The sequence below is a fragment of the Haloparvum alkalitolerans genome (assembly GCF_055381565.1).
Window position 1 is genome coordinate 2,180,798 of record NZ_AP043938.1, and the last position, 23,981, is coordinate 2,204,778.

Annotated in this window: 29 protein-coding genes and 1 tRNA gene; 17 read left to right on the forward strand and 13 right to left on the reverse strand. The window is 71.2% G+C overall.

Annotation, left to right across the window (positions count from 1 at the left end):
• The first annotated feature begins 78 nt into the window (after positions 1-78).
• From ACZ432_RS13130 to ACZ432_RS13165, 8 genes are all read left to right on the forward strand, one after another.
• Positions 79-1,236: an exonuclease RecJ gene (locus tag ACZ432_RS13130; RefSeq protein WP_426961983.1), complete on the forward strand. Its 1,158-nt coding sequence runs from the start codon at positions 79-81 to the stop codon at positions 1,234-1,236.
• Complete coding sequence (locus tag ACZ432_RS13135; RefSeq protein ID WP_426961982.1) at positions 1,233-1,556, forward strand: KEOPS complex subunit Pcc1; 324 nt, start codon at positions 1,233-1,235, stop codon at positions 1,554-1,556. The genes ACZ432_RS13130 and ACZ432_RS13135 overlap by 4 nt, the downstream gene beginning before the upstream one ends.
• Positions 1,553-2,194, forward strand: coding sequence for a 30S ribosomal protein S3ae (locus ACZ432_RS13140; protein ID WP_426961981.1), 642 nt, complete (start codon positions 1,553-1,555; stop codon positions 2,192-2,194). The genes ACZ432_RS13135 and ACZ432_RS13140 overlap by 4 nt, the downstream gene beginning before the upstream one ends.
• 477 nt (positions 2,195-2,671) lie before the next feature.
• A complete protein-coding gene (locus ACZ432_RS13145; protein ID WP_426961980.1) occupies positions 2,672-3,748 on the forward strand; it encodes an MBL fold metallo-hydrolase in 1,077 nt (358 codons plus the stop codon).
• 297 nt (positions 3,749-4,045) lie between these two features.
• On the forward strand, positions 4,046-4,330 hold the full coding sequence (gene srp19, locus ACZ432_RS13150; RefSeq protein WP_426961979.1) for a signal recognition particle subunit SRP19: 285 nt from the start codon (positions 4,046-4,048) through the stop codon (positions 4,328-4,330).
• Positions 4,327-4,563, forward strand: a complete 237-nt coding sequence (locus ACZ432_RS13155) for an H/ACA ribonucleoprotein complex subunit GAR1 (protein WP_426961978.1) — start codon at positions 4,327-4,329, stop codon at positions 4,561-4,563. Before srp19 ends, ACZ432_RS13155 begins: the two co-directional genes overlap by 4 nt.
• Positions 4,564-4,732: 169 nt before the next feature.
• Positions 4,733-5,578: a CPBP family glutamic-type intramembrane protease gene (locus tag ACZ432_RS13160; protein WP_426961977.1), complete on the forward strand. Its 846-nt coding sequence runs from the start codon at positions 4,733-4,735 to the stop codon at positions 5,576-5,578.
• A gap of 75 nt (positions 5,579-5,653) precedes the next feature.
• Positions 5,654-6,658: a presenilin family intramembrane aspartyl protease PSH gene (locus ACZ432_RS13165; RefSeq protein ID WP_426961976.1), complete on the forward strand. Its 1,005-nt coding sequence runs from the start codon at positions 5,654-5,656 to the stop codon at positions 6,656-6,658.
• 48 nt (positions 6,659-6,706) lie between these two features.
• Here the strand turns inward: ACZ432_RS13165 and ACZ432_RS13170 are convergent, their stop codons facing one another.
• From ACZ432_RS13170 to hflX, 7 genes are all read right to left on the reverse strand, one after another.
• Entirely contained in the window at positions 6,707-7,210 is a 504-nt protein-coding gene (locus ACZ432_RS13170) for a PUA domain-containing protein (RefSeq protein ID WP_426961975.1), read from the reverse strand.
• 99 nt (positions 7,211-7,309) lie between these two features.
• On the reverse strand, positions 7,310-7,507 hold the full coding sequence (locus tag ACZ432_RS13175; protein ID WP_426961974.1) for a hypothetical protein: 198 nt from the start codon (positions 7,505-7,507) through the stop codon (positions 7,310-7,312).
• Positions 7,508-7,530: 23 nt separating this feature from the next.
• Complete coding sequence (locus tag ACZ432_RS13180; RefSeq protein ID WP_426961973.1) at positions 7,531-8,028, reverse strand: LabA-like NYN domain-containing protein; 498 nt, start codon at positions 8,026-8,028, stop codon at positions 7,531-7,533.
• 93 nt (positions 8,029-8,121) lie between these two features.
• Entirely contained in the window at positions 8,122-8,724 is a 603-nt protein-coding gene (locus ACZ432_RS13185; protein ID WP_426961972.1) for a CDP-alcohol phosphatidyltransferase family protein, read from the reverse strand.
• 25 nt (positions 8,725-8,749) lie between these two features.
• Positions 8,750-9,271: an adenylate kinase family protein gene (locus ACZ432_RS13190; RefSeq protein WP_426961971.1), complete on the reverse strand. Its 522-nt coding sequence runs from the start codon at positions 9,269-9,271 to the stop codon at positions 8,750-8,752.
• Positions 9,271-10,395 carry a histidinol-phosphate transaminase gene (hisC, locus tag ACZ432_RS13195; RefSeq protein WP_426961970.1) on the reverse strand — a complete coding sequence of 375 codons (1,125 nt, stop codon included), beginning with the start codon at positions 10,393-10,395 and terminating at the stop codon, positions 9,271-9,273. Before hisC ends, ACZ432_RS13190 begins: the two co-directional genes overlap by 1 nt.
• Before the next feature lie 48 nt (positions 10,396-10,443).
• A complete protein-coding gene (gene hflX / locus ACZ432_RS13200; RefSeq protein WP_426961969.1) occupies positions 10,444-11,874 on the reverse strand; it encodes a GTPase HflX in 1,431 nt (476 codons plus the stop codon).
• 434 nt (positions 11,875-12,308) lie between these two features.
• Here hflX and ACZ432_RS13205 point away from each other — a divergent pair, with 434 nt between their 5' ends.
• Both ACZ432_RS13205 and ACZ432_RS13210 read left to right on the forward strand, forming a co-directional pair.
• Entirely contained in the window at positions 12,309-13,028 is a 720-nt protein-coding gene (locus ACZ432_RS13205) for a metal-dependent hydrolase (RefSeq protein WP_426961968.1), read from the forward strand.
• Positions 13,029-13,129: 101 nt separating this feature from the next.
• Complete coding sequence (locus ACZ432_RS13210; RefSeq protein ID WP_058364954.1) at positions 13,130-13,528, forward strand: OsmC family protein; 399 nt, start codon at positions 13,130-13,132, stop codon at positions 13,526-13,528.
• A gap of 186 nt (positions 13,529-13,714) precedes the next feature.
• Here ACZ432_RS13210 and ACZ432_RS13215 read toward each other — a convergent pair whose 3' ends face one another.
• Both ACZ432_RS13215 and ACZ432_RS13220 read right to left on the reverse strand, forming a co-directional pair.
• On the reverse strand, positions 13,715-13,840 hold the full coding sequence (locus ACZ432_RS13215) for a hypothetical protein (RefSeq protein WP_426961967.1): 126 nt from the start codon (positions 13,838-13,840) through the stop codon (positions 13,715-13,717).
• Positions 13,841-13,950: 110 nt separating this feature from the next.
• Positions 13,951-14,730 carry an HAD-IIA family hydrolase gene (locus ACZ432_RS13220; RefSeq protein WP_426961966.1) on the reverse strand — a complete coding sequence of 260 codons (780 nt, stop codon included), beginning with the start codon at positions 14,728-14,730 and terminating at the stop codon, positions 13,951-13,953.
• Between the two features lie 163 nt (positions 14,731-14,893).
• Here ACZ432_RS13220 and ACZ432_RS13225 point away from each other — a divergent pair, with 163 nt between their 5' ends.
• The 4 genes from ACZ432_RS13225 to ACZ432_RS13240 all read left to right on the forward strand — a co-directional run bounded on the left by ACZ432_RS13225 (position 14,894) and on the right by ACZ432_RS13240 (position 18,055).
• Positions 14,894-15,664 (forward strand): GTP cyclohydrolase III, encoded by a 771-nt coding sequence (locus tag ACZ432_RS13225; protein ID WP_426961965.1) that lies wholly within the window; start codon positions 14,894-14,896, stop codon positions 15,662-15,664.
• A 179-nt stretch (positions 15,665-15,843) separates the two neighbouring features.
• The gene (locus tag ACZ432_RS13230; protein ID WP_426961964.1) at positions 15,844-16,080 is read left to right on the forward strand and encodes a hypothetical protein; all 237 of its coding nucleotides are present in this window, start codon (positions 15,844-15,846) and stop codon (positions 16,078-16,080) included.
• A 245-nt stretch (positions 16,081-16,325) separates the two neighbouring features.
• A complete protein-coding gene (locus tag ACZ432_RS13235; RefSeq protein WP_426961963.1) occupies positions 16,326-17,762 on the forward strand; it encodes a lamin tail domain-containing protein in 1,437 nt (478 codons plus the stop codon).
• A complete protein-coding gene (locus ACZ432_RS13240) occupies positions 17,759-18,055 on the forward strand; it encodes a DUF3006 family protein (RefSeq protein ID WP_426961962.1) in 297 nt (98 codons plus the stop codon). Before ACZ432_RS13235 ends, ACZ432_RS13240 begins: the two co-directional genes overlap by 4 nt.
• 139 nt (positions 18,056-18,194) lie before the next feature.
• On the opposite strand, the gene ACZ432_RS13245 is transcribed toward ACZ432_RS13240, so the two are convergent.
• The 4 genes from ACZ432_RS13245 to ACZ432_RS13260 form a co-directional block, all read right to left on the reverse strand.
• Positions 18,195-18,369: transfer RNA gene (locus tag ACZ432_RS13245), tRNA-Trp, on the reverse strand.
• Positions 18,370-18,509: 140 nt separating this feature from the next.
• Positions 18,510-18,737: a DUF5795 family protein gene (locus tag ACZ432_RS13250; protein ID WP_058364960.1), complete on the reverse strand. Its 228-nt coding sequence runs from the start codon at positions 18,735-18,737 to the stop codon at positions 18,510-18,512.
• A gap of 59 nt (positions 18,738-18,796) precedes the next feature.
• The gene (locus ACZ432_RS13255; RefSeq protein WP_426961961.1) at positions 18,797-19,882 is read right to left on the reverse strand and encodes a DUF5794 domain-containing protein; all 1,086 of its coding nucleotides are present in this window, start codon (positions 19,880-19,882) and stop codon (positions 18,797-18,799) included.
• Positions 19,883-20,083 carry a hypothetical protein gene (locus ACZ432_RS13260; protein ID WP_426961960.1) on the reverse strand — a complete coding sequence of 67 codons (201 nt, stop codon included), beginning with the start codon at positions 20,081-20,083 and terminating at the stop codon, positions 19,883-19,885.
• Between the two features lie 344 nt (positions 20,084-20,427).
• Here ACZ432_RS13260 and guaB point away from each other — a divergent pair, with 344 nt between their 5' ends.
• From guaB to ACZ432_RS13275, 3 genes are all read left to right on the forward strand, one after another.
• A complete protein-coding gene (gene guaB / locus ACZ432_RS13265) occupies positions 20,428-21,924 on the forward strand; it encodes an IMP dehydrogenase (protein WP_426961959.1) in 1,497 nt (498 codons plus the stop codon).
• A gap of 106 nt (positions 21,925-22,030) precedes the next feature.
• Complete coding sequence (locus ACZ432_RS13270) at positions 22,031-23,203, forward strand: TrmB family transcriptional regulator sugar-binding domain-containing protein (protein ID WP_426961958.1); 1,173 nt, start codon at positions 22,031-22,033, stop codon at positions 23,201-23,203.
• 91 nt (positions 23,204-23,294) lie between these two features.
• Entirely contained in the window at positions 23,295-23,930 is a 636-nt protein-coding gene (locus ACZ432_RS13275; protein ID WP_426961957.1) for a HalX domain-containing protein, read from the forward strand.
• Positions 23,931-23,981 lie beyond the last annotated feature (51 nt).

Consider the following 23,981-nt stretch of genomic DNA (forward strand, 5'->3'; position numbering starts at 1 on the left):
CACCGAACGGTCCACCACGGACCCGACATCCACAGTCAACTGACCCACATCCGACCCACGCCCGATCCACACCCGACCGTGACAGAAACCGCATCCGCCGACGCCGCCCCCGACGCGCTCGCCGGCGTCCTGCGCGACGCGCCGTTCGTTCGGCTCGTCGCCCGCGACGACGGCGACTCGCTGGCAGCGGCGGCGCTGCTCGCCCGCGCGCTCCGCGCCCGGAGCACTCCGTTCCAGGCGCGGGTGGCGGCCGACCCCGACCCGACCCCGTCCGAGGAGGACGTGTCGGTGACGGTCGGCGCCGACGCGGGACCGCACGCCGTCGCCGGCGAGGGGCGCCCGGCCAGCACGACCGCCTTCGCGGTCGCCCGCGAGCTGGGCGCCGACCCCGACCCGGTGCTGGCGCTCGCCGGCGTCGTCGCCGCGGGATCGGTCCCCGGCACGGACGGCTCCGGCGACGCGCTGGCGGCCGCCGAGCGGACCGGTCGCGTCGAGCGGCGCCCCGGCGTCGCGGTCCCGACCGCCGACCTGGCGGACGGGCTCTCGGCGTCCACGCTGCTCCGGCTCCCCTACTCGGGCGAGCCGGAGTCGGCGCGGGCGGCGCTCGCGGAGCTGTCGCTCCCGTCCGACCTCGACGCCGACGCCCACCGGCGGCTAGCGTCGCTGGTCGCCGTCGACGCCGCGACCGCGCCGGACGCGAGCCGACGGGCCGCGACCGCGGTCGAGCGTGCACTCCGCCCGTACGCCACGGACGGCGACGACGCGCCGTTCGCCACGGTCGGCGGCTACGCCGACGTGCTCGACGCGCTGTCGCGCGCGGCGCCCGGGACGGGGATCGCGCTCGCGCTCGCCGACGAGCCGAGCGACGGCCTCCGTACCGCCGCGCTCGACGCGTGGCGCACCCACGGGCTGGCGGCCCACCGCGCGCTGGCGGGCGCGACGACCGGCCGGTACGACGGCGCGACCGTCGTCCGGACGGACGCGTCGGCCGCGACGCTCCCGACGGTCGCCCGCCTCGCGCGGGACTACCTGTCGCCGGAGCCGATCGCGCTCGCGCTCTCCGCGGAGGCGGGCGCGCTCGCGGCCGCGGCGACGGAGCCGGTCGGCCTCGGCGAGGCCCTCCGGACCGTCGCCGCCGACTTCGGCGGGACGGGCTGGGGGACGCCGACCCGCGGCGCCGCCCGGTTCGACGGGGACGCGACCGAGGTCGCGGCGGCGGTCAGGGGGGCGCTATGAGCGAGGACGCGAGCGAGGCGGCGGTCGGCGAGGGCGCGTCCGCGGACGGCGCCGTCACCCGGACGGCGACCCTGCGGACCACTCACGCCGACGCCGACCTCGTCGCGGCCGCGCTCGGCCCCGACGACACGGCCTCGATGGACGCGCGCGTCGACGGCGACGCGATCGTCTGCGAGGTCGGGCGGGAGACGACCGGCGGACTGCTGTCCACGGTCGACGACTACGTGGTGAACCTGACGGTGGCGGACCGCGTCATCGAGCGCGGACGCGCCCACGCGGGCGAGTCCGCCACATCCAACGACAACACACACGACACATGAGCGAACGATCCGTATCCAAGCAGAAGCGAGGCAAGCGCTGGTACTCCGTGATCGCCCCCGAGCAGTTCGACCGGGAGGAGATCGGGGAGACCGTCGCCGAGGAGCCCGACATGGTGCTCGGGCGCACGATCACCACGACGCTGGGCGACCTGACGGGCGACTCCGGCGCCAACAACACGAAGCTGACGTTCAAGATCACCGACGTGGGCTCGGACGCGGCCTACACCGAGTTCATCAAGTACGAGCTGACGCGCGATTACCTGCGCTCGCTCGTGCGCCGCGGCGCCTCGAAGGTCGAGGCGTCGATCACGGTGCTGACGACGGACGACCACCGCATCCGCGTGCAGCCGGTGGCGTTCACGACGAAGAAGGCCGACCGCTCTCAGGAGAAGGCCATCCGCCGGGTCATGATCGACCAGGTGGAGGCGGCCGCCGAGGAGCGCACCTTCGCCGAGTTCGTCGACTCCATCGTCGAGGGCCGGCTCTCCTCCGCCATCTACGGCGAGGCGAAGACCATCTACCCGCTGCGCCGCGTCGAGGTCCAGAAGCTGACCCTCGAAGCGCGCCCGGAGGAGGTCGCCGCCGAGGAGGAGGCCTCCGTCGACGTGGACGAGGACGAAGTCGCCGTCGAGGAGTAGCGCCGCGCCGCTCCCGACCGACTCGACCATCCGATTTCTCCGTTTATCGCGCCTTTCAGCGGCGGCGCCGGTCCCCAGTGGAACGACCCAGCGTCGGCATCCGACCGACCGAATGCAGAACTGTGCGCTGCGAACCGACCCCGTCCGCTGCGGTCGCGGTGAGGTGCTGATGCGGTCGCGATGAGGTGCTGATGCGGTCGCGGTGAGGTGCTGATGCGGTCGCGGTGGGGTGCTGAAGTGGTCGCGGTAGGGGTGCTGATGCGGTCGCGGTGAGGTGCTGATGCGGTCGCGGTGGGGTGCTGATGCGGCCGCGATGCGGGGCGGTGGGTGGAGTTTTCGGGGTGGTGCTGGCACGATCGGCGGAGTCGCCACAAAAACGGAGGCGCGGAACTCCGGGTGAACACCGGCAGACGCGACTCGGTCTCCGTAGTGTCGAAAGTGGCAACGCTCAAAAAGGCGCGCGACCCACGTACACGAGTGAAGCGAATCAGGCTCGGGAACACCGTCTTCGAGGGGCTGAACAACGTCTACCTGTTCGACGGCGAGACGACGGCGCTCGTGGACACGGGCGTCGCGCTCCCCGAGGTGCGGGCGGAGCTGGAGGAGGGGCTCGCGACCGCGGGGCTCGCGCTCGCGGACGTGGACGAGGTGTACCTCACGCACTGGCACCCGGACCACGCCGGCCTCGCGGGCGACGTGCAGGCCGAGAGCGACTGCGAGGTGTTCGTCCACGAAGCGGACGCGCCCCTGGTCTCGGGTGCGGAGCCGTCCTTCCTCCAGGACCGGGACGCACAGGAGCGCGTCTTCGACCTGTGGGGGATGCCCGCGGACGCCCGCGAGGCGCTCCAGTCGTTCATCGGCGGGTCGATGGACGACCTCCGGGGAGCCGACGCGGACGTGACGCCCATCGTGGACGGCGACCGGTTCGACGTGAACGGGACGGAACTGGAGGCGGTTCACCTCCCCGGCCACGCGGCCGGGCTGACGGCGTTCGCGTTCGACGCGGACTCGGTCGCGGACGGGGGCGGCGCCGACGTGGGTCCCGACGAGTCCCTGCTCGGGGACCGCGGGGGCGAGCAGGCGTTCGTCGGCGACGCGATCCTGCCGCGTTACACGCCGAACGTCGGCGGCGCGGACACGCGCGTCGCGCAGCCCCTGCAGAAGTACGCCGAGAGCCTGGTTCGCGTGGTCGAGCGGGACTGGACGCGCGCGCATCCGGGACATCGTGACGCGATCACGGAGCCGAGTCGCCGCGCGGCGGTCATCCTCGAGCACCACCGCGAGCGCACGGAGCGCGTCATCGACGTGTTGGACGAGCACGGGCCCTGCGACACGTGGACCGTCTCCGCGCACCTGTTCGGCGACCTCGACCGGATCCACATCCTGCACGGGCCGGGCGAGGCGCACGCGCATCTCGACCATCTCGAGGACGCGGGCGTCGTGGATCGGGACGGGAGCCAGTATCGGCTTCTCGACGCGGACCCGGACGTGAACGCGCTGTTCCCGAACACTAGGTTCTCGGGCATGGTCGAAGCCGAGACCGAAGGGCGCTGACGCGGCTGCAGTCGCGATTTTTCTCGGCGGTAGCCCAGAGACGATTACCGTCGGAGCCGCGGCGCGGTGCTGATGCGGTGGCGGTGCGGTGCTGATGCGGTGGCGGTGCGGTGCTGTTTCTGTCGAGGTTGTGGTACCGCGGCGGCGCGAGGGCGCGAAGCGCCCGCAGCGCCGACCGCGGCCCCTTTTTGATCGACATTTTTCAAGGAGCGGTGAGCGCGGCGCTTGCGCCGCGCGAACCCGACGCAGAAAAAGGTCGGTCGAAAGGATCTTACCCCGCGCGCTCGCTCTCCCGGTATGGTCGAGAACGTCATCTATCCCGCCTACATCGACGCGGCGCTGACGCGGTCGGAGGGGCGGCGCGTGCCGGCGGATCAGGCGGTCGAGGAGCCGGCCGTCGACGAGATCGCGAAGGCGGTCCAGCAGGTGGGGTACGACGCGGTGATCGAACGCGACAAGGCGTACTCACGGGAGTTCGAGCCGCGGGGACGCGTGCTCGTTCAGGGGACGGAGGACACGGCCAAGAACGACCTCGTGCAGGCGGTCGCCGCGTACGTCAACATCCTGCGCGACGAAGCGTGAAGCGCGTCGGCAACGTGGTCCGAATCGCGCAGGGGCTCGCGATCGCGCGCGCGGACGCGGACGGTGCGGGGGAGGCGGCCGACATCGGCGACGTGGTCGTCGACGAGTCGCTCTCGACGGTCGGTCGCGTCGTGGACGTGTTCGGCCCGGTGGAGCGCCCCTACGTTGCGGTGACGCCGAACGACGGCGTCGAGTTGGCGTCGCTGGTGGGCCAGCAGCTGTACGCGCGGTGAGGCCGCGAGGGATCCTCACACGCCGGCGTAACGGTTTTGCGCCCCCCGGCGTATCCTCCGGCAGTCATGGTCCCCGAGCGAGCGACCGCAGTCGGCGGAGGAGCGGTGACGAGCGCCGAACGAGTACCGAACGACCCGGACATCGGACGAGAAGTCCGGCGGAGCGACGATGTCTGACATCGACCGCGACCGGCTCGGACTGTTCGTCGGGGCTCTGATCGCGGCCGCGGTGCTCCTCGTCGCGGCCGCCCGTGCGCTCGGCGTCTCCACCGTCGCGCTCGCGCCGGTCTACATGTTCTCGCCGCTCGTCGCGGGACTGGTCGTCTGTCTGCGTCACGATGTCGGGGTCCGGGAGGTCGGACTCCGCATCGGCCGACCGCGGTGGCTGCTCGCGGCGCCGTTTGTCGCCCTCGGGCTCGTCGGCGTGACGCTGGCGGTGGCGGTCGCCGTTCCCGGCGTCGCGTTCGGCTTGGACGGCGACCCCCTCCCCGGCGTCGGGCTTCCGGCCGGGGCGCTCGGCGTCGCGGCGGCGCTCGGGCTGGCGCTGGCGCTCGGCGCGACCGTCAACGCCGTGTTCGCGTTCGGCGAGGAGTTCGGCTGGCGGGGCTACCTGTTGTGGGAGCTCGCGCCGCTCGGGTTCTGGCGCGCGTCGCTCGGCGTCGGCGCGCTGTGGGGCGTCTGGCACGCGCCGGTGGTCGCGGCGGGCTACAACTACCCCTCGTTCCCGACGGTGGGGGTCGCCGTCATGACGCTGGCCTGCGTCGCCTTCTCGCCGGCGTACACGTTCCTCGTCGTTCGCGCGGAGTCGGCGCTCGCGGCCGCGCTGCTCCACGGGGTGTTCAACGGCTCCGCGGGGCTCGTGCTCGTCTACGCGGTCGCGGAGAACGCCCGGATCGCGGAGTTCGTCGCGAGCCCGGTCGGCGCGGCGGGGATCGCGGCGTTCGGCCTCGCGGCGGTCGCCATCGCCATCCGCGGGGCGCCGACGCTCGACCGGTCGTTCGCGGCCGGGGAGTGACGGGGCGGCCGGCCCTCGCCCGGAGGTCGGCCGCAAGCACAACTGCAAAACGCCCCCGCGTCGAACGGGCGGTAGATGATCCCCCGCGCGTATCGCGGCGTCGGCTTCGCCGTGGCGCTTTTCGTCCTCGTCCAGCTTGGCGCGCTCGCGCTCGTGCCGGAGTTCGTCGAGAGCGGCTACCAACCCGTCGAGAACCCGCAGGACCCCACAAACAGCGTGCTCTACATCGCCGCCATCCTCGTGATGACGGCGCTGATGCTCGCGGCGTTCAAGTACGAGTTCGACTGGGCCGTCCGGCTCGTCATCGTCGGGACCTCCGCGTGGCTCTCGTGGTACGTCTTCTCCGCGCTGTTCTCGCCGGTCCTCGCCGCAGTCCCCGCGCTCGCGGTCGGCGTCGCGCTGCTCGTCCATCCGGAGTGGTACGTCATCGACACCGCCGGGGTGTTGATGGGGGCCGGCGCCGCGGGGCTGTTCGGCATCTCCTTCGGCGTCCTCCCGGCGCTCGTCTTGCTGACCCTCCTGGCCGTCTACGACGCGATCTCCGTCTACGGCACCGAGCACATGCTCTCGCTCGCCGAGGGCGTGATGGACCTCAACATCCCGGTGGTGCTCGTTATTCCGCTGTCGCTGTCCTACTCGCTGCTGGCCGACCGCGAGGAAGGGTCCGCGGAGGCTGATAGAGCCGCGGATGCTGAGGAGGCCACGGATGCTGCTGAGCCCGCGGAGGCTGCTGAGCCCGCGGAGACGGAGGCCGAGGCACCCGACATCGAGGACCGCGACGCGTTCTTCATCGGACTCGGGGACGCGGTCATCCCCGCGGTGCTGGTCGCCAGCGCGGCGACGTTCCTCCCCGAGGCGGGCGCGCTCGACGTGCCCCTGATCGGGCTGAACCTGCCCGCGCTCGGCGCGATGGTCGGCACCGTCGCCGGCCTGCTCGTGCTGATGAGCTGGGTCATGAAGGGCCGGGCACACGCCGGACTCCCCCTGCTGAACGGCGGCGCCATCGCCGGTTTCCTGGTCGGCTCGATCGCGGCCGGCATCCCGCTGATCGAGGCGGTCGGGCTGGCGCGGTTCCTGTAGGTCGAGGCGTCTCCGTCGCTCGGCCAGCCTGCGTGGTTCGCGGTCGAGTTACAGGTCCTCGACGCCGTCACGAACCTTCACGGCCATCCCGGTGTCGAACGCGCGCATCTCCGCGGCGGAGAGCTCCGCGCGCCCGACCGCGAGCAGGCGGCCGTCCTCGTGGACGACCAGCAGCTCGTCTCCGGGTCGGACTGCGTCGTCGACCGCGGTGACGAACTTCGCGAAGACGTTGCTCCCGTCGCGGACGAACGGTTCGCTCTCGTCGCCGACGGTGACGCGGTACGCGGGCGGATCGAGCGCCTCGTGGAGGCGCGCGCCGCCCGCGATCCCGAGCCGGAAACGGCCGTCGGTGCCGTACGTCACGAGCCGGTCGCCCTCCGCGCTACCGGGTGTCTCGGTCACGTCGCCGGCCAGCACCTGCCGCGGGCGGCCGCCGCTGGACCGCCGAACGGTGTGCTCGTCGCTCGGCGGGAACAGCGCCGCGCCCGCGCCGGCGCCGAACTGGTAGTCGGCGGTCACCCGCAGATCCGCGAGATCCTCCGCGTCGCTCATGGGCGCACTCGCGGCGGCGCGCTCAAAGCGGTTCCGGACCGTGGGCGTCGCGGGAGGAACCGCCGGTCGGGGTGACCGCGGGAGGTCCGCCGACGGGGACTACTGTGGGAGGTTCGCCAGCCACAGCCGCAGCCAGCCGAACCCGGCCGCGAGGGCGATCCCGAGGGCGATTCCGGCCGCGAGGCTGTCCAGTTGGCCGCCGACCGCGAGCCCGAGCGCCATGCCGAGAACGGCGGGCAGCGCGAGCACGACGAGGCGGTCGTCGACCGGGTCCGGGCCGCGCTGACGAGAGCTCATGGAGAGGTCTGGAACGGCCGAGGTTAAAGCAGGAACGCGTCCTCCTCGTCCTCCATGTCGTGGAAGGAGTCGGCCGCGTCGATCAGCTCTTCGGCGGTCGACGAGCCGAGCCCGACAGCCTCGACGCGGACGCCCTCGTGTCTGAGGTGGGTGCAGAGCCGCGCGAAGTCGCCGTCGCCGGTACAGAGGACCACCGTGTCGACGTGGCTCGCCAGCGAGACGGCGTCGAGGCTCATCCCGAGGTCCCAGTCGGCCTTCTTCGTCCCGTCGGGGAACGTCTTGATGTCCTTGATCTTCGTCTCGAAGCCGATGTCCCGCAGCGCCTCGAAGAAGCTCTCCTCCTCCGGCGAGTCGGCGCGGATGACGTACGCGATGGCGCGCACGAGCGACCGGTCGCCGACCGCCCGCTCCAGCAGGCCGGCGTAGTCGACGTTCCGAGAGTACTTGCTCTGCGCGGAGTGATAGAGGTTCTGTGAGTCCGCCAGCACCGCGACGCGCTGGTCGGCGTGGGTCACGCTCATTGTCGGGTCGTTTCGCCGCCATCGTTTATCAACTTCGGGCCGCGGGCGCCGGTCGGCGCGGTCGGCCTCCCGGGTCGTCGGTCAGTCCCCAGATCAGAGGTCCCGCCACGCGCCCAGGAACCGCTGGAGCGCGGTGAGGTGGCCGACGACCGCGAAGAGGACGAGGAGGAGCCCGACGACGCCGAGTCCCGCGACCAGTTCCCGCGGGACGACCGCGGCCGCGAACCCGACGAACCCCATCAGCGCGAGCCGGTCGGCGCGGCCGAGGAGGCCGCCGTACTCGCGGCCGAGCCCGACCGCCTGGATCTGCGTGCCGAGGTAGGAGGTCATCAGGACGCCCGTCACCGCGAGCAGCCCGAGGTCGTACCGCCCGATCCCCGCGGCGAACCCGGCGATGATCGCGATGTCGGCGTAGCGGTCGAGCACGTGGTCGAGCAGGTCGCCCCCTTCCGAGGCGACCGCCTGCTCGCGCGCGAGCGCGCCGTCGACGAGGTCGAGCCAGCCGTTTAGAAACACCAGCGCCGCGCCCGCGGCGTACGCCGCCGCGGTGCCGACGTAGAACGCGCCACCGGCGGCGACGGCCGCCGCGAAGGCGATCACGCTGACCTGGTTCGGGGTCAGCCCGAGCCGGTCGGCCGCGGCGACCCACGGGCCGAGGAGGCGTTCCGCTACGGACCGATACTGATCGAGCGTCATACGCGGTCACTCTCCCGGTTCACGGTTATATGTACCCCGTGAAGTCGACCGTCCCGGCGCTCGGTTCGCGGTCGCCCTCCAGCACCGCGCGAATGGCGTCGGCCACCTCCGCCGGACTCCGGTCCGTGGTGTCGATCTCGTAGACGTTCTCGCGCCCGAACCGCTCGACGGCCTCCGCGAGCACCACGTCGAGCGCCTCCGACTCGGCGTTCTCCGCGGCCGACTCGGCGGACTCGCCGCGCTCCCGGAGGCGTTCCTCGATGACGGCCGGAGCGCACCGGAGGACGACGACCGCGTCGGCGTCGAAGTGGTGCGCGAGGTGCGACTCCAGGATCCCCTCCCAGTCGCCCAGTTCCTCACGGACGGCCTCGAGGTCGACGACGCGCGAGCCGCCGCGGTCGTCGTCGCGCTCGGTCCAGAGGTCGTCGTCGCCCTTGATCCGCTCGTTGAGGTGGATCACCTCGGGGGCGTCCTCCCATCGGTCCGCCAGCAGCTCCGTCGCGGTCGTCTTGCCCGTCCCGGGCGTGCCGGTGACTGCCAGCCGCATCAGGCGTGGACACCCTGTTCGAGGTCGGCGAGCACGTCGTTGAGGGTCGCGACGGCCCGCTCGGTCTCCTCCCGCGTGCCGGTCGAGATCCGGATGCAGGCGGGCAGCCCGAACGAGCTACAGTCCCGGACGATGACGCCCTCGTGCTGGGCGGCCTCGCAGACCGCCTCGGCGTTGCCGACCTCCGCGAGCACGAAGTTGCCCGCCGAGGGGTACGTCGGCGCGTCGAGCTCCTCGCGGATGTACGCGCGCGCCCACCGGGCGCTCTCGACCGACTTCTCGACGTGGTCGTCGTCGTCGAGCGCGGCCAGCGCGGCCCGACAGGCCAACTCGCTCGCGGCGAAGGGCGTGTTCACGCGGGCGTAGGCGTCGGCCCACGCCTCCGGGACGACCGCGTAGCCAACCCGGAGCCCGGCGAGCCCGTACGCCTTCGAGAAGGTCCTGAGGACCGCGATATCGTCCCGCGCGTCGTCGCGCGTGGCGTCGCCTCCGCCCTCCCGGATCAGCGAGACGGCGCTCTCGCTCTCGTCGAACTCGCCGTACGCCTCGTCGACGACGACGAGGGTGCTGTCGGCCGTGGCGTCCGCGAGCGCGACCACGTCGTCGAGGTCCATCGTGGAGCCGGAGGGGTTGTGCGGCGAGGTGACGTAGACGATGCGCTCGCCGGCGTACTGCTCCAGCACCGTCTCGGCGGTCTGGACGAAGTCGTCGGCCTTCTCGAGTTCGTACTCGTTGGCGTCGCCGTGGTGGTAGCGCGCGGACATGCCGTAGTAGGCGAAGCCCGGCGTCGGGACGAGGATGTCGTCGTCGGGCTCCAGCATCGCCCGCGAGAGGTAGTCGATGGAGCCGTCCGCGCCCGGCGAGAGCCACACCTGCTCGTCGGTCACGCCCCACTTCTCGGCGAGGCGGCTCGTCAGGTCCGTGTGCGAGGCCTTCGGGTAGACGCTGATTCCGTCGGCGTGCTCGCGGATCGCGGCGACGGCGTCGGGGCTAGCGCCGTGGGGGTTCTCGTTCGAGGAAAGCTTGATCAGGTCCTCGGGGTCGAGTCCCAACTCGCGGGCGACCTCCTCGACGCCGCGGCCGGGGACGTACGGGGAGTTCGCTGAGAGGTCCCGTGGTTGCATACGTCCTCGTCGGCCGTGGGCGCCCTTAAGACTGCCCGAACCGGTCGGCTACTCGCCGAGCGCCGCGGCCCGTCGGTCGGCCTCCGCGACGACGTCGGGACGGCCGGCGAACCGGACCCGCACGGCGTCGGCCTCGTACGAGACGTCGCGGACGTCCCCGTGGTCGTGTGCCCACGCCAGCAGGCGCTGTGTCGCCCCGTCGTTCGGGAGGTCGAGCGTGGTCTCGGCCGTCGGGAGCGCGGCCACGGTCCGCTCGCGCAACCGGTCGATCCCCGTCCCGTCGAGCGCACTGACCGGCACCGGGTCCAGGAGGCGGTCCGCGGCGGGCACCCCCGCGCCCGACAGCGCGGCCGCCGCCTCGTCGACCGCCGCGAGGCGGGCGTCGATCGACTCCGGCCCCGCCAGCGCGTCGACCTTCGTCAGGACCGGGAGCACCGGTCCCGAAGTCTCCTCGACCGCGCGGAGCGAGACGGCGACCTTCTCGCGCAGGCGGTCCGGCGCGTCGGTCGCGTCGACCGCCAGCAGGACGGCGTCGGCCTCGCGCGTCGCCGCTATCGTCGCCCGGAACGACCGAACCGCCTCGTGCGGGAGCGCGTCGACGAACCCGACGGTGTCGGTCACCAGCAGTCGCCGCCCGCCGACCGTCGCGCGACGCGTCGTCGTCTCCAGCGTCTCGAAGAGGCGGTCCGCGACGGTCGCGGCCGTCGCGACGTCCGCGTGACCGTCGCCCCCGGTCGCCGGCGTCGCTCCGGCTGCCGCGGTTCCGCCGGTCGCCGGGACCCCGTCAGGGTCGTCGAGGTCGTCCGCCAGCCGGCGGAGGAGCGTCGACTTGCCGGCGTTGGTGTAGCCCGCGAGCGCGACGAGGTCGAACCCCGCCTCGCGCCGTTCGCGACGGCGCTCGCGTCGGGTCTCCGTCACCGCGTCGAGCGCGCGCTCGGTCGCCTCGATGCGTCGCTCCACGTCGAGCACGCGCCGATCGTCCTCGTTGTGGAACCGCAGGTCGTCCGCGTAGTCGCGGGCGATCAGTTCACGAAGCCGGGGCTTCCAGTAGCGGAGGCGGGCCAAATCGACCTGAAGCGTCGCGGCCCGCGAGTCGGCCCCGTCCGCGAAGCGGTCGAGCACGACCCGGGTCCGGTCCAGCACGGACACCCCCGCGGGGAGCAGGTCGGTCAGCGCGGCGGTCTGTCCGGGCGTCAACTCGCCGTCGTACACCACCGCGTCGGCGTCCGTCTCGGCGGCGCGCCGCATCAACTCCTCGGCCTTCCCACGCCCGACCGCGTAGGTGGGGTCCTCGCGGCGGCGCTGTGTCACCGCGTCGACCACGGAGTAGCCGACCGCCTCGGTCAGCGCCCGTATCTCGGTCGTGTCGGGGACCGCGTCCGCGTCGCGGGCCACGACGATGGCCCGGGACCCGTCCGCCGTTTCCGTTCGCGTCGATCCGTCTCGTCGGTCCGCAGATGCGTCGTTCGTGTTCGACATTCGTCTCGGGCGCTCGCGTCGGCCCGCGGAGGGGTCGGCCGACGCGACGCGGCGGCGCGACGGGGGCCGCCACGGCGGGTCGGTCGACCGACTCGGAACGCTGTCCCACCGCGACCGGGAGGGGAGCCACACCGTCGCCGCGACGGCGGAGTTCCGCTCCCGGGCGCGTCGTCGGTGCCGACCGCGGCCGCGCCGACGCGGCGCCGCGACACCCCGGCGTCCCGGGGGGCGGCGCACGCGGCGGTCCCGTCGAGGGCCCGGTCAGCGGAAACGGGGATCGGTCTTCATTCACCACAGCGTTCCCGCGTCGCCACTTAACCGTTCGTGGGGTGTGGTGATCGGAACCAAACGGCACGTGGGTCGGAGCGCGCCCCGGTCGGAACCTCGCCGGCGACGACATTTATTACCTCTCCGCGACACGTTCCGACCGAACCATGGAACTCACCTGGCACGGCCACTCCACGTGGCACGTCACCGTCGGCGACACCGACCTGCTGATCGACCCGTTCTTCGACAACCCGAAGACGGACGTCTCGCCCGAGGAACTGGACCCCGACTATCTCCTGTTGACCCACGGCCACGCCGACCACATCGGCGACGCCGACCGCTACGAGGGCGCGACCGTCGTCGCGACTCCGGAGCTCGCGGGCTATCTCGAGGACAACATGGGTCACGAGAACGCGGTCGGCGGCATGGGGATGAACCTCGGCGGCACCGTCGCGTGCGGCGACGCGTGGGTGACGATGGTGCGCGCGGACCACTCCAACGGCATCGAGACCGGCTACGGCACCTCCGCGGGGATGCCCGCCGGCTTCGTGGTCTCGGACAAGAAGCCGACACAGGAGTCCGACGCCGACGCGACCGCGTTCTACCACGCCGGCGACACGGCGCTGATGTCCGAGATGAAGGACGTGATCGGGCTGTTCCTCGAACCCGACGCGGCCGCGCTCCCGGTCGGCGACCACTTCACCATGGGGCCGGCACAGGCCGCGATCGCCGCGGACTGGGTCGGCGCGGACGTGGTCTTCCCGATGCACTACGACTCCTTCCCGCCGATCGAGATCGACACCGACGACTTCGTGCGCGAGGTGAAGGCGACGGCCGGCGCCGCCGAGGCCGTCGTCCTCGACGGCGACGAGTCCTACGAACTGTAGACGGGCCGGGGTCCGCTCCGCCGATCGACCGACGGCGCGTCTGCGCGCGGACCGCCCACGACCGCCATCTTTAGGATGCGACCGACCGAACGTGAGCGCGTATGTCTGACATCGAGACCACCACGGTCAGCGAGGAGGGCTACGCGTCCACCAGTCACGTCGGCGACTTCGACCTGCAGATCGACGCCACCGACGAGACCGGCCCGAACCCGAACGCGACGCTCGTCGCGACGTACGCCTCCTGTTTCCTCCCCGCGTTCCGCGTCGGCGGCAGCCAGCGCGGTGAGGAAGACCTCGGCAAGCTCCAGATCGACGCCTCCGCGGAGCTGGACGACGACGACGACCTGGCCGCGATCAGCTTCGACCTCCACGTCGAGGCCGACCTGAGCGAGGGCGAACTCGACGAGATCGTCGACCGCGCCGAGGACATCTGCCACGTCCACTCCGCCCTCCGCGAGGAGCTCCACGCCGACATCTCCGCGTACGGCGACGCCTTCTGAACCCCGGCACGACCCGCCCTTTCGACTTTTCCGCAGCCGCTCCGCGCCTCCGAGCGAGCGATTCGCGTTCCGTCCCGCTGAGCGACGAGGCCGGCCACGGAGCGGCGCCGCTCGGAGCGCCGTCACTCCCGGTCCGCGTCCGAGGAGCGCCAGATGGGCCCGCCTCCGTCGACCGCCGACCGCGAGTCAGTAGCGGTACTCGTTGAACTGTACGGCGTGGCCTTCGACGACGACCACGCGGTCGTCCTCGGGGTCTTCCTCGCGGTTGGCCTCGGTTTCGCCGTCCCACACGTGCGGCGAGTCGTGGTCCATGTGCGTCCGATTGCGATTCGCCGGCTTAAATCTTTGGCACGTGGTGGCACGCACCTCGGCGGAGGTCGACCCGCGGCGACCGCGGCCGTCGCGGCGAGCGGACCGGCCGCTCAGCCGAGAACGCGGTCGATGTCGCCCAGCGAGTCGAGCACGTAGTCGGGGTCGTGGTCGCTCGCGGCGAGCGTCGCGTCGTCGGTGACGCCCGTGCGCACGAGCACCGTGGTCATCCCGGCGCGCTCGCCGAGGGCGATGTCCGTGTTCAGGCGGTCGCCGACGAGCAGGCACCGCTCCGGCGGGTGCGGCAGGCGCTCGCGCACGAGTTCGACCGCGGCGTCGGAGGGTTTGCCGAGCACCGCGTCGGGGTCGCGCTCCGCGACGCCCGCCACGGCGTTGATGATCGCGCCGGAGCCCGGCACGTCCCGATCGGGCGCGGGGATCACCACGTCGGGATCGGTACCGATGAAGGGGACGTCCCGCTCCAGCACCCACAGCGCCTCGCAGAGGTCCTCGTAGTCGAACCCGTGGTCGATGGAGGCCACCAGCGCGTCCGCGGCTTCGACCGCGTCGGTCGTCGAAAGGTCCGCGGCCGCGAGCTGCTCACGCAGTCCGGGCGCGCCGATCAGGAAGAGGTCGTCGTCCGCGTGGTGCTCCCGGAGGTACCGCGTCGCGACCGTTCCCGCGGTCACCACCTGCTCCGCGGTCACCTCGAAGCCGGCGTCGCCGAGCCGATCCACGTACGCGGGCGGCGCCTTCGTCGGGTTGTTCGAGACGAACAGCGTCTCCAGCCCGGCCGCCCGGAGCCGACGGTACCCCTCCGGCGCGCCGGGGATGGGGTCGTTGCCGCGCACCACGGTGCCGTCGACGTCGAGGACGGCGCCTCGGTAGTCCATGGGGGTCACAGGGGCCGGCGAACCGTATCGGTTCCGTCCGCGCACCCGGTCGGACGGTGGGGCGGACCGTCGACAATCATCCTCTCGTCCCAGTATCGGGATGGGTCACGGCTTGTGGATAACGGAAGGGTAAAGCGGGCGCCGGTCCGAACACCGGGTACCCGTGACGACCACCCAGTTGACTCTCGTCCAGATCGACAACTACGGGCCGTGGACCGTGACGCCGGAGCCGCGCCGGGAGATGGACCTCCAGACGCTCCAGTCGCGGCTGTTCGCGGACCTCGCGCAGTTCGTCGGCTCGCGGAACGGCTACGTCTTCTTCACGCGGTTCGACAACATGATCGCCGTGACGAACGGCCTCGACGGCGAGGACCACGCCGCACTCCAGGAGACGGTCCGCAACCGCTACCCGGTGACGGTGAGCCTCGGCGTCGACGTGGCGACCCGACCCATCGACGCGCTGGAGTCCGCGACCGAGCGCCTGCAGGTCCGCGGCAGCGCGCAGGACGAGGCCCGGACCGAGGTGCTCGACGGCGAGTTCCTCGCCGACCGCGCGGACGACGACCTCGCGTTGGCGCACTTCGACGTGGTCGACGCCACCGGCACCTACACCGACCGGCTCAACGCCTTCGACACGTTCATCGAGATCGAGCAGGCGTACGCCGCGCTGATGCGATACATGCGGGCGGAACACGGCGCGCTCTCCTTCTTCGTCGGCGGCGACAACGTCATCGCGGTCTGCCCGGACGTGACCGAGACAGGCTACCGCGACGCGATCGACCACGTCCGCCGCGAGACCGGCGTCGAGGTCCGCGTCGGGGTGGGACGCGGCCGACACGCCCACGAGGCCGGCTTCGCGGCCAAGCACGCGCTCGAGGTCGGCCGCGAGCGCGAAACGGCGGTCGAGTTCGCCGGCGTGCCCCTGCCGGAATAGGCCCTCGCCGGTACGCCCTCCCGGAACCGGTCCGACCTCGGAACGGGGAGTCGCGTCCCCGGCGCTTCGGACCGCCCGATGATTTCGAGGCGATCGACGGGCGCGATGTCAAGAATTATTATGTTTTTCGGTCCGTTCACACAGATTTTTATATGCGTATTCTGTTCGACCTAACTGGAATGCCGGGCGATATCGTATTCATTTGCACGTCGGACGACTGCACGGCGGGACCGTGGGAGGGAGCCCACGATGCGATGGCCCACTGCGCCGAGAAGTCGGGCCACGCGTACACCGGACGCCCGCGGGGCGAGGTCGACGCCGAGCCGATTCCGGCGACGAACGTCGAGTCGCAGGACAACAGGAACCTCCAGCACAAGGGGAACCCGGAGGGCGCACGCGCCGAAGACGAGTCGTAACGCACCGCGAGGCCCGCGGGGTACCGATCCGGCCATCCTGACCAGCGTGTCCGTCGTTTCACGAGGGGTCGAAGAGGACCCGCGAGACGAGACGGGCGTCTCCGGCCGTTTCGTTCCGATCCGGCAGCGGGAAGGAACTGGACCGCCTTTTCGGCGATTCTAGGCCGCCGATCGGCACAAACTCAACCGTGCGTGGGTAGGTAACAAACGGCAACCGGTTTGGTAGCGTAGGGTCTGTATGCCACATGCGAGTAGCCGGAGGCAAGCGACGGGCCCTCCTGACGGTCTGTCTCGTTCTCCTCGCGGGCTGTGCGGGCGGGGTTCCGGGCGATCAGACGCCGTCACAGCCGGTTCCGAGCCAGGGCTCGCCGGCCGATGCGGCGGCCGGCACCCTCGAGGTCCACTACATCAACGTCGGGCAGTCGGTCAGTACGCTCATCGTGGGTCCAGAGGGGGAGACGATGCTCGTCGACACCGGTCACTACAACGACGACGGCGAGTACGTGTTACAGTACCTCCGCCGGCACGGCGTCACCCGGATCGACCACCTCGTCACCTCGCACAACGACGCGGACCACATCGGCGGCAACGCGGCGGTCATCGAGTATTACGAGACGGAGGCGGAGGGGATCGGCGCGGTCTACGACCCGGGGATCGCGTCGAGTAGCCAGACGTACGCCGAGTACCTGGACGCCGTCGAGGAGCACGACGTGACGCTGTACGAGACGCGGGAGGGAGACGCCATCCCGTTCGGGGACGTCGACGTGGACGTTCTCGGACCGCCGGACCCGTACCTCGAGAACGAAGCGCGCAACGAGAACAGCATCGTTCTCGCGGTTGCACACGGAGAGACGAGCTTCCTGCTCACCGGCGACGCCGAGGACGACCAGGAGGCGTACCTGATCGACACCTACGGCACGGAACTCCGGTCGACCGTGCTGAAGGCCGGCCACCACGGCTCCGCGAGCTCCTCGAGCGAGTCGTTCATCGACGCGGTACGGCCGCGGGCGGTCGTCGTCTCGAGCGCGTACGACTCGCAGTACGGACACCCGCACGAGGAGGTCCTCGAGCGGCTGTCCGAGCGGTCCCTCCCGACGTACTGGACGGCGACGCACGGCGATATCGTGCTCGTCAGCGACGGGAGCGGCGTCTCCGTGCGCACGCAACGCGACGCGCCGACGGACGCGCTCGCGATCCGCGACGCGGACCCGATAGCCCCGGGCACGACCGAGGAGGTCGTCGAGCGCGCTCGGATCGGCGGCGACCCGGTCGACGGCGGGTCCGGAAGCGACGGCGACGCGACCGACGACACCGGCGAGGAGACCGAGACGACGGACAACGAGCCGGACGCGGCGCTCGAGGTCGCCGCGATCAACGCGGACGCCGCGGGCGACGACCGCGAGAACCTCAACGACGAGTACGTCGTCTTCGAGAACACCGGCGACGAGGCGATCGACCTCTCCGGCTGGACGGTCGAAGACGAGGCGGGTCACAGCTACGCGTTCCCGGACGGCTTCACGCTCGAAGCCGGTGCGAGGGTGACGCTGCGAACCGGGAGCGGAACGGACACCGACACCGACCTGTACTGGGGGGCGGGATCGCCGGTCTGGAACAACGACGGCGACACGGTGATACTCTCCGACGACGATGGAGAACGCGTCCTGGCGGTGAGCTACGAATGACCGACATCGAACTCCCGGACGGCGAGTACACCGCGGTCGTCGACAGCGTCGAGGACGGGCTCGCGACCGTGTTCTTCGAACGCGGCAGTGAGGAAGTCGGGAACGCGGTCCTGGAGGCCGCACGGCTCCCCGCGGACGCACGCCACGCGGACGCCGTCCTCTCGGTGACCGTCCGCGACGGCGCCCTCGCGGCCGCGTCCTACGACCCCGAGTCGACCGAAACCCGCGCGAACGCGGCACAGGACCGGTTCGACCGTTTATCGAAGCGGCCACCCTCCGAGGACGACTCGTGACAGGGAGGTCCTCGGAATCCCTCTCCGTGGTGAACGGTCCGGCGCATCCGACGCTCACGCGGCGGCCCTTCTTGGGACAGAAGTGCTTTTAGTCGGAGACGTATCTCTAAGAAGTGATAAGTTAACCTTAGAACCGCCATGGGGCCGGAGGGATTTGAACCCCCGATCGACTGATATCTCCGGTTGCGCCTCGGAACTCCAGAGGGTCGTCAACGCGGCCGATGATCAGTCGGCCGCTCGGAATACCAGTCTGGAGTGTCGTCCCCGGCGCGGCCTCTGGAGTCAGTCGCCATCCCTGGCTTGGCCACAGCCCCGAGCGATCTTGCGAATGTGGGTTGTCCGGAGGTACGTAAAGGGGTTTCGATACGCCGTGATCGGGGCAGGGCGGGGCCGTCCGCGGAGTGTCTTCCGGGGGCGACCAGCGGCGAGAGCGCGGGCTCGCGCACCGCCGACGCTACTCGTCGCGGTCGGTGTCGCTCCAGTCGCACTCCTGGCATTTGTAGCCGGTGACGAACTCGGTGACGGTCGGCATGTAGCCGACCCGGATCACGTCGCTGCCGCAGTCCGGGCAGTCGCGGTCGGCGTCCTCGATCGACTCCGCCTCCAGCGGGGCCTCGCCCTCGATAAGTTCGGCCAACTTCTCCGGCGTCACCATCCGCCCTTGCACGACGCGGTTGCTCATGCGTGGTGAGAGCGCGGCGGCGACCTAAAGCCCGACGGTCGGGAGGGGCGGGGGACCGGCTACAGCCACGGCGCGCGCGACTCGCCCGTGTCGTCGCCGTCGTGGTCCGACGCGTCCGGTTCCTCGACCGAGTCGGCCGGTTCGCCGTCGTCGTCGACCGCGGTCGACGAGTCGGGAGACTCGGCGTCGCCGTCGGCCACGACCGCCGGTGAGCCGGCCGGGGGGTTCGATCCGGCCCCGTCGGCGGCCGGTTCGGTCGCGGCCGGCGCGTCGCCGCGAACCGGGTCGGGGGTCGGCTCGGCCCCGGGGAGGGAGTCGTCCTCCGCGGCGGGAGCGTCCGGGTCCGCCGGCTCCGCGCCGCGGTCGTCCGGGCTGTCGTCGTCCCGTTCGCTGCCGACTCCCTCGGCCTCGGGGTCGTACGCGAACAGGCCGGTGACGGCGAGCACCGCCAGCGCGACCGGCGCGTCCGTCTGCATCACGCCGAAGGGGCCGAGCAGGATGGGAAGCGCGAGGACGCCCAGCGCGACCGCGGAGCCGAACCGGAAGCGGTCGATGTCGACGCGCCCGCGCAGCTGGGGCGACAGGGTCGCGACGCCCAACGCGAAGGCGACGCCGACGCCCGCGGCCGCGGCGCCGCGCAGCACCGTCTCCGGGTCGTTCAGAAGCGCCAGCTCCGCGCCGGCGGGCTCGAAGCTCGCCACCAGCCCGAGCGCGATGATGACGGCCGGGCTCGGGAGGCTCTCGCCGACCTTCGAGGAGGCGGTCTTGGCGGCGATGGTCAGGATGACCAGCCCCGCGAACCGCTCGAAGACGGCCATGTTCAGCAGCCCTTCGATGGTAGGCGCCAGCGCGGCCTGTATCCCGGCGACCGGGACGATGAGCGCGCCGATGAGCAGCACCGACGTCGCCTGCTGGCGGCGGGTGCCGTCCATCTCCGCGAGGATGACCGCGACGGTCGCGGAGCCGCCGAAGATCAGCAGCCCGGTCTCGAGGATGCCGAACGCGCTGTCGAGCACCCCGGCCAGCACCAGGGCGGGGAAGATGCCGTCGACGAGCGGCAGCGCCATCACGGTCGCCAGCAGCTTCGTCGCGCCCCCGACCTGCCGCTCTAAGCGGAGCGCGATCGGGTGTTGGGAAACGCTCATTCAGGCGGCGTGGCCCTCACCGGCGGGCCGACGGTGGTGTGCGGACTCCCCACGATAGCCGAGCGCGTCGTCGTGAGTGCGTCCGAACGGAGCCGTCCAGTCCCGTGTGAATGTGAGAATATTGCCGGTTTTAAAGAGGGCGCCGAGACGGCGGATCGGCTGGCCGGCAACACTCGTCACAGCGGGACTGTCGGAGTCCATACTTCATCATCCGAACGGCGGGGGTTAAACGTTGCGTGAGGGTTGTCCGCATACGCCAGAATATTCGTACAGTTCTTTTTAAATAGCGCTTGTGAGTCGTAGACGATCGTCCGATTTCGCCGAGAGTTCCACGGTTTCGGGCGCCGGGATCCGGTCCCTCACGAACGACCGTTCGCGTCGATCGGCTCGCGCGCGGTCACCGTCCGCCGGACCCGAGACGCGAGACGGAGCGCCGGCCGCCGGATCGATCCACGGGTTCGCATATATCCCGAATTCGGATGCGTCCGACCCGCACGTCGGTGCTGACTCGCAACGCTTTTCCCGGATCCGCCGCGACCCTTGACATGGCGAAGGACGCTCCCACCGACGAGCCCTTTTCGGAGAAACTCCGCGAACCGGAAGCGCTGACCTTCGACGACGTGCTGCTCCGACCCAAGGAGAGCCGCGTCGAACCCGACGACGCGGACCTGTCGACGCGCGTGTCGCGGAACGTCGAACTCACCCTGCCCGTCCTCTCGGCGGCGATGGACACCGTCACCGAGAGCCGGATGGCGATCGCGATGGCGCGTGAGGGGGGACTCGGCGTGCTCCACCGCAACATGACCGTCGAGGAGACGGCCGCCGAGATAGAGCGGGTCAAGCGCGCACACGAACTGGTGATCCGCCGCGAGAACGTCGTCACCGTCTCGCCCGAGATGACCGTCCGCGAGGCCGACTCGACGATGGAGCGCGAGGGCGTCTCCGGCGCCCCAGTCGTCGACGAGGACGACACCGTGCTCGGCATCATCTCCGGGACCGACATCCGCCCGTATCTGGAGGTCGGCGAGGAGGACGCCGTCCGCGAGGCGATGACCGACGAGGTCATCACCGTCGACGAGGACGTGGACGCCCGCGCGGCGCTGGAGCTGATGTACGACCACAAGATCGAGCGCGTCCCGGTCGTCGACGACGACGAGCGACTCGTCGGGCTGGTGACGATGCAGGGGATCCTCCAGCGCCGCGAGCACGAGGACGCCGCTCGCGACGACGACGGCCGCCTGATCGCCGGCGTCGCGGTCGGCCCCTTCGAGGAGGAGCGCGCGGTCGCCGCCGACGAGGCGGGCGCCGACGTGCTGTTCATCGACTGCGCGCACGCGCACAACCTCAACGTACTGGAGTCCGCGCGCGCCATCAAGGAAACGGTCGACGCGGACGTGGTCGTCGGCAACGTCGGCACGCGGGAGGCCGCCGAGGCCGCGGTCGACTTCGCGGACGGCCTGAAGGTCGGCATCGGGCCGGGGTCGATCTGTACCACGCGGGTCGTCTCCGGCGCGGGGATGCCGCAGATAACCGCCGTCGCCGAGGTCGCGGACGTGGCCAGCCAGCACGACGTGCCGGTCATCGCGGACGGCGGCATCCGGTACTCCGGCGACGCGATCAAGGCCATCGCGGCGGGCGCGGACGCGGTGATGCTCGGCTCCTACTTCGCGGGCACCGAGGAGGCGCCGGGTCGCGTCATCACGATGAACGGCAAGAAGTACAAGCAGTACCGCGGGATGGGGTCGGTCGGCGCCATGAAGTCCGGCGGCGGCGACCGCTACCTGAAGGACGCCGACGAGGACGAGGAGTTCGTCCCCGAGGGCGTCGAGGCGGCGACCCCCTACAAGGGGACGCTCTCCTCGGAGCTGTACCAGCTCGTCGGCGGCATGCGCTCGGGGATGGGCTACGTCGGCGCCGAGACGGTCCCCGGCGTGAAGGAGCGCGCGGAGTTCGTCCGCGTCTCCGCGGCCGGCCAGACGGAGGGCCACCCCCACGACGTGATGATCACGGACGAGGCGCCCAACTACTCCCCCGACGAGTAGGCGGAGCGACGCCTTCCCGGGCGGCGGTTCTCGTTTTCTCGACCCGTCACGCGAGGCAGCTTCCGACAGCACAGGGGTTAAGACGAGCGTATCCGTGTGGTTACACATGGATATCGCGGAGGTGCGCCGTACTCTGGAAGACGCCGGGCTCTCCCAGTACCAGGCGGACGCGTACGTGAGCCTGCTGGAGCTCGGCTCCGCGTCGGCCACGGCGCTGGCGGACGCCAGCGGGGTCCCGAGCGCACGTATCTACGACGTGTTGCGGGACCTCGAGGAGCGGGGATACGTCGAGACGTACGAGGGCGACGCGCTGCGGGCCCGCGCTCGCGACCCGCGGAAGGCCCTCGACGACCTGCGTGACCGCGCCGACAGGCTCGTCTCGGCGGCCGAGGAGGCGGAGTCCCGCTGGGAGGCGCCCGCGCCGGACCGCCACCGCGTCGACATCGTCAAGCGGTTCGAGACGGTGACGGACCGCGCGGTAGAGGCGGTCGCGAACGCGGAAAACGAGGTCGCGCTCGCGGTGAGCCCGGAGGGGTTCGACCGCTTTCACGACGCCCTCGCGGCGGCCCACGAGAACGGCGCGGTGGTGAAGCTGACGCTGGTCGGCGAGGACGACGACGGGGTCGTGGACGCGGCGGCGTTCGAGGCGGTCGCGACCGAGGTGCGACACCGGCCGCTCCCCGCGCCGTTCCTCGCGGTGGTCGACCGGACGGTGACCTGCTTCGCTCCGCACCGGGATTCGCTCAACGAGTACGGCGTGCTCGTCGACGACTTCTCGCTCACGTACGTCTTCCACTGGTACTTCAGCACGTGTCTGTGGGAGGTGTGGGACGAGGTGTACGACGAGCGCGCGGGGCGGCTCGCGGCCGACTACGTCGACATCCGGCGCTTCCTACGCGAGGTGCAGCCCATCGTGAGCGCCGGCGGCACCGTGGAGGTCCGCGTCCGCGGGACGGCCCGCGCGAACGGCGAGCCGGTCACGATCGACGGCACCGTGACCGAGTTCGTCTACGCGGGCGAGTCCGGCGACGAGGCGAACGAGGGAGCCACGCACGACGAGACCGGGAGCCGGGGGTCGAACGAGGGGGGCGAGGGGGACGATCCGGTCCCGCTCCCGAAACTCGCCGGCCGCGTGACCGCCTACGTCGACGACGGCGACCGCGAGTGGTCCGTCGGCGGGTGGGGCGCCAACCTCGAGGACATCGAGCTGACGCGGATCTCCGTCACCGCGGTCGAGCGTCCGGACGGCGAGCGCATCGAGGAGGCGAACCCGGCGTGACCGATCTCCGACCCCGGCGACACAAGGGACATTTTGATATAGCGGGGCGTGCGATGAATCGTGTGAGCGGACGTTGCAGGACCGAGGACCAATGAGCGATGAACCCCCACTCGTGCTCGTCGTCGAGGACGAACCCGACCTGGCGGACCTCTATGCAGCGTGGCTCGGCAGCGACTACCGGGTTCGAACCGCCTACGGCGGCCGAGAGGCGCTGGAACAGCTCAACGACGAGGTTGACGTTGTCCTTCTGGACCGGCGGATGCCCGGGCTGTCCGGCGACGAGGTGCTCGTCACCGTCCGCGACCGCGACATCGACTGTCGCGTCGCGATGGTGACCGCGGTCGAGCCCGACTTCGACATCGTCGCGATGGGCTTCGACGACTACCTCGTCAAGCCGGTGACGAAGGAGACGCTCCGGGAGACCGTCGACGACCTGCTGGAGCGCAGCCAGTACGACGCCGGCGTCCAGGAGCTGTTCGCGCTCAGCTCCAAGAAGGCCCTGCTGGAGACCGAGAAGGGACAGAGCGCGCTCGCGGACAGCGAGGAGTACCAGGAGCTGTCCGACCGGCTCGCGGAGCTGCAGTCGGAACTCGACACGACCGTGAGCTCCCTCGAGGAGCACGAGGACTTCGAGCGGATGTTTAAGGAGTTCGAGGACGGCGAGGCGCCCGACGCGAACGACGCCGCGGACGCCGACAACGGCGGCGAAGCCGACGCGGACGAGTAGCCGTCCACGGGGCTGTACCTTCCTCGGCCTCGCTCCCCAACTGTCGGACTG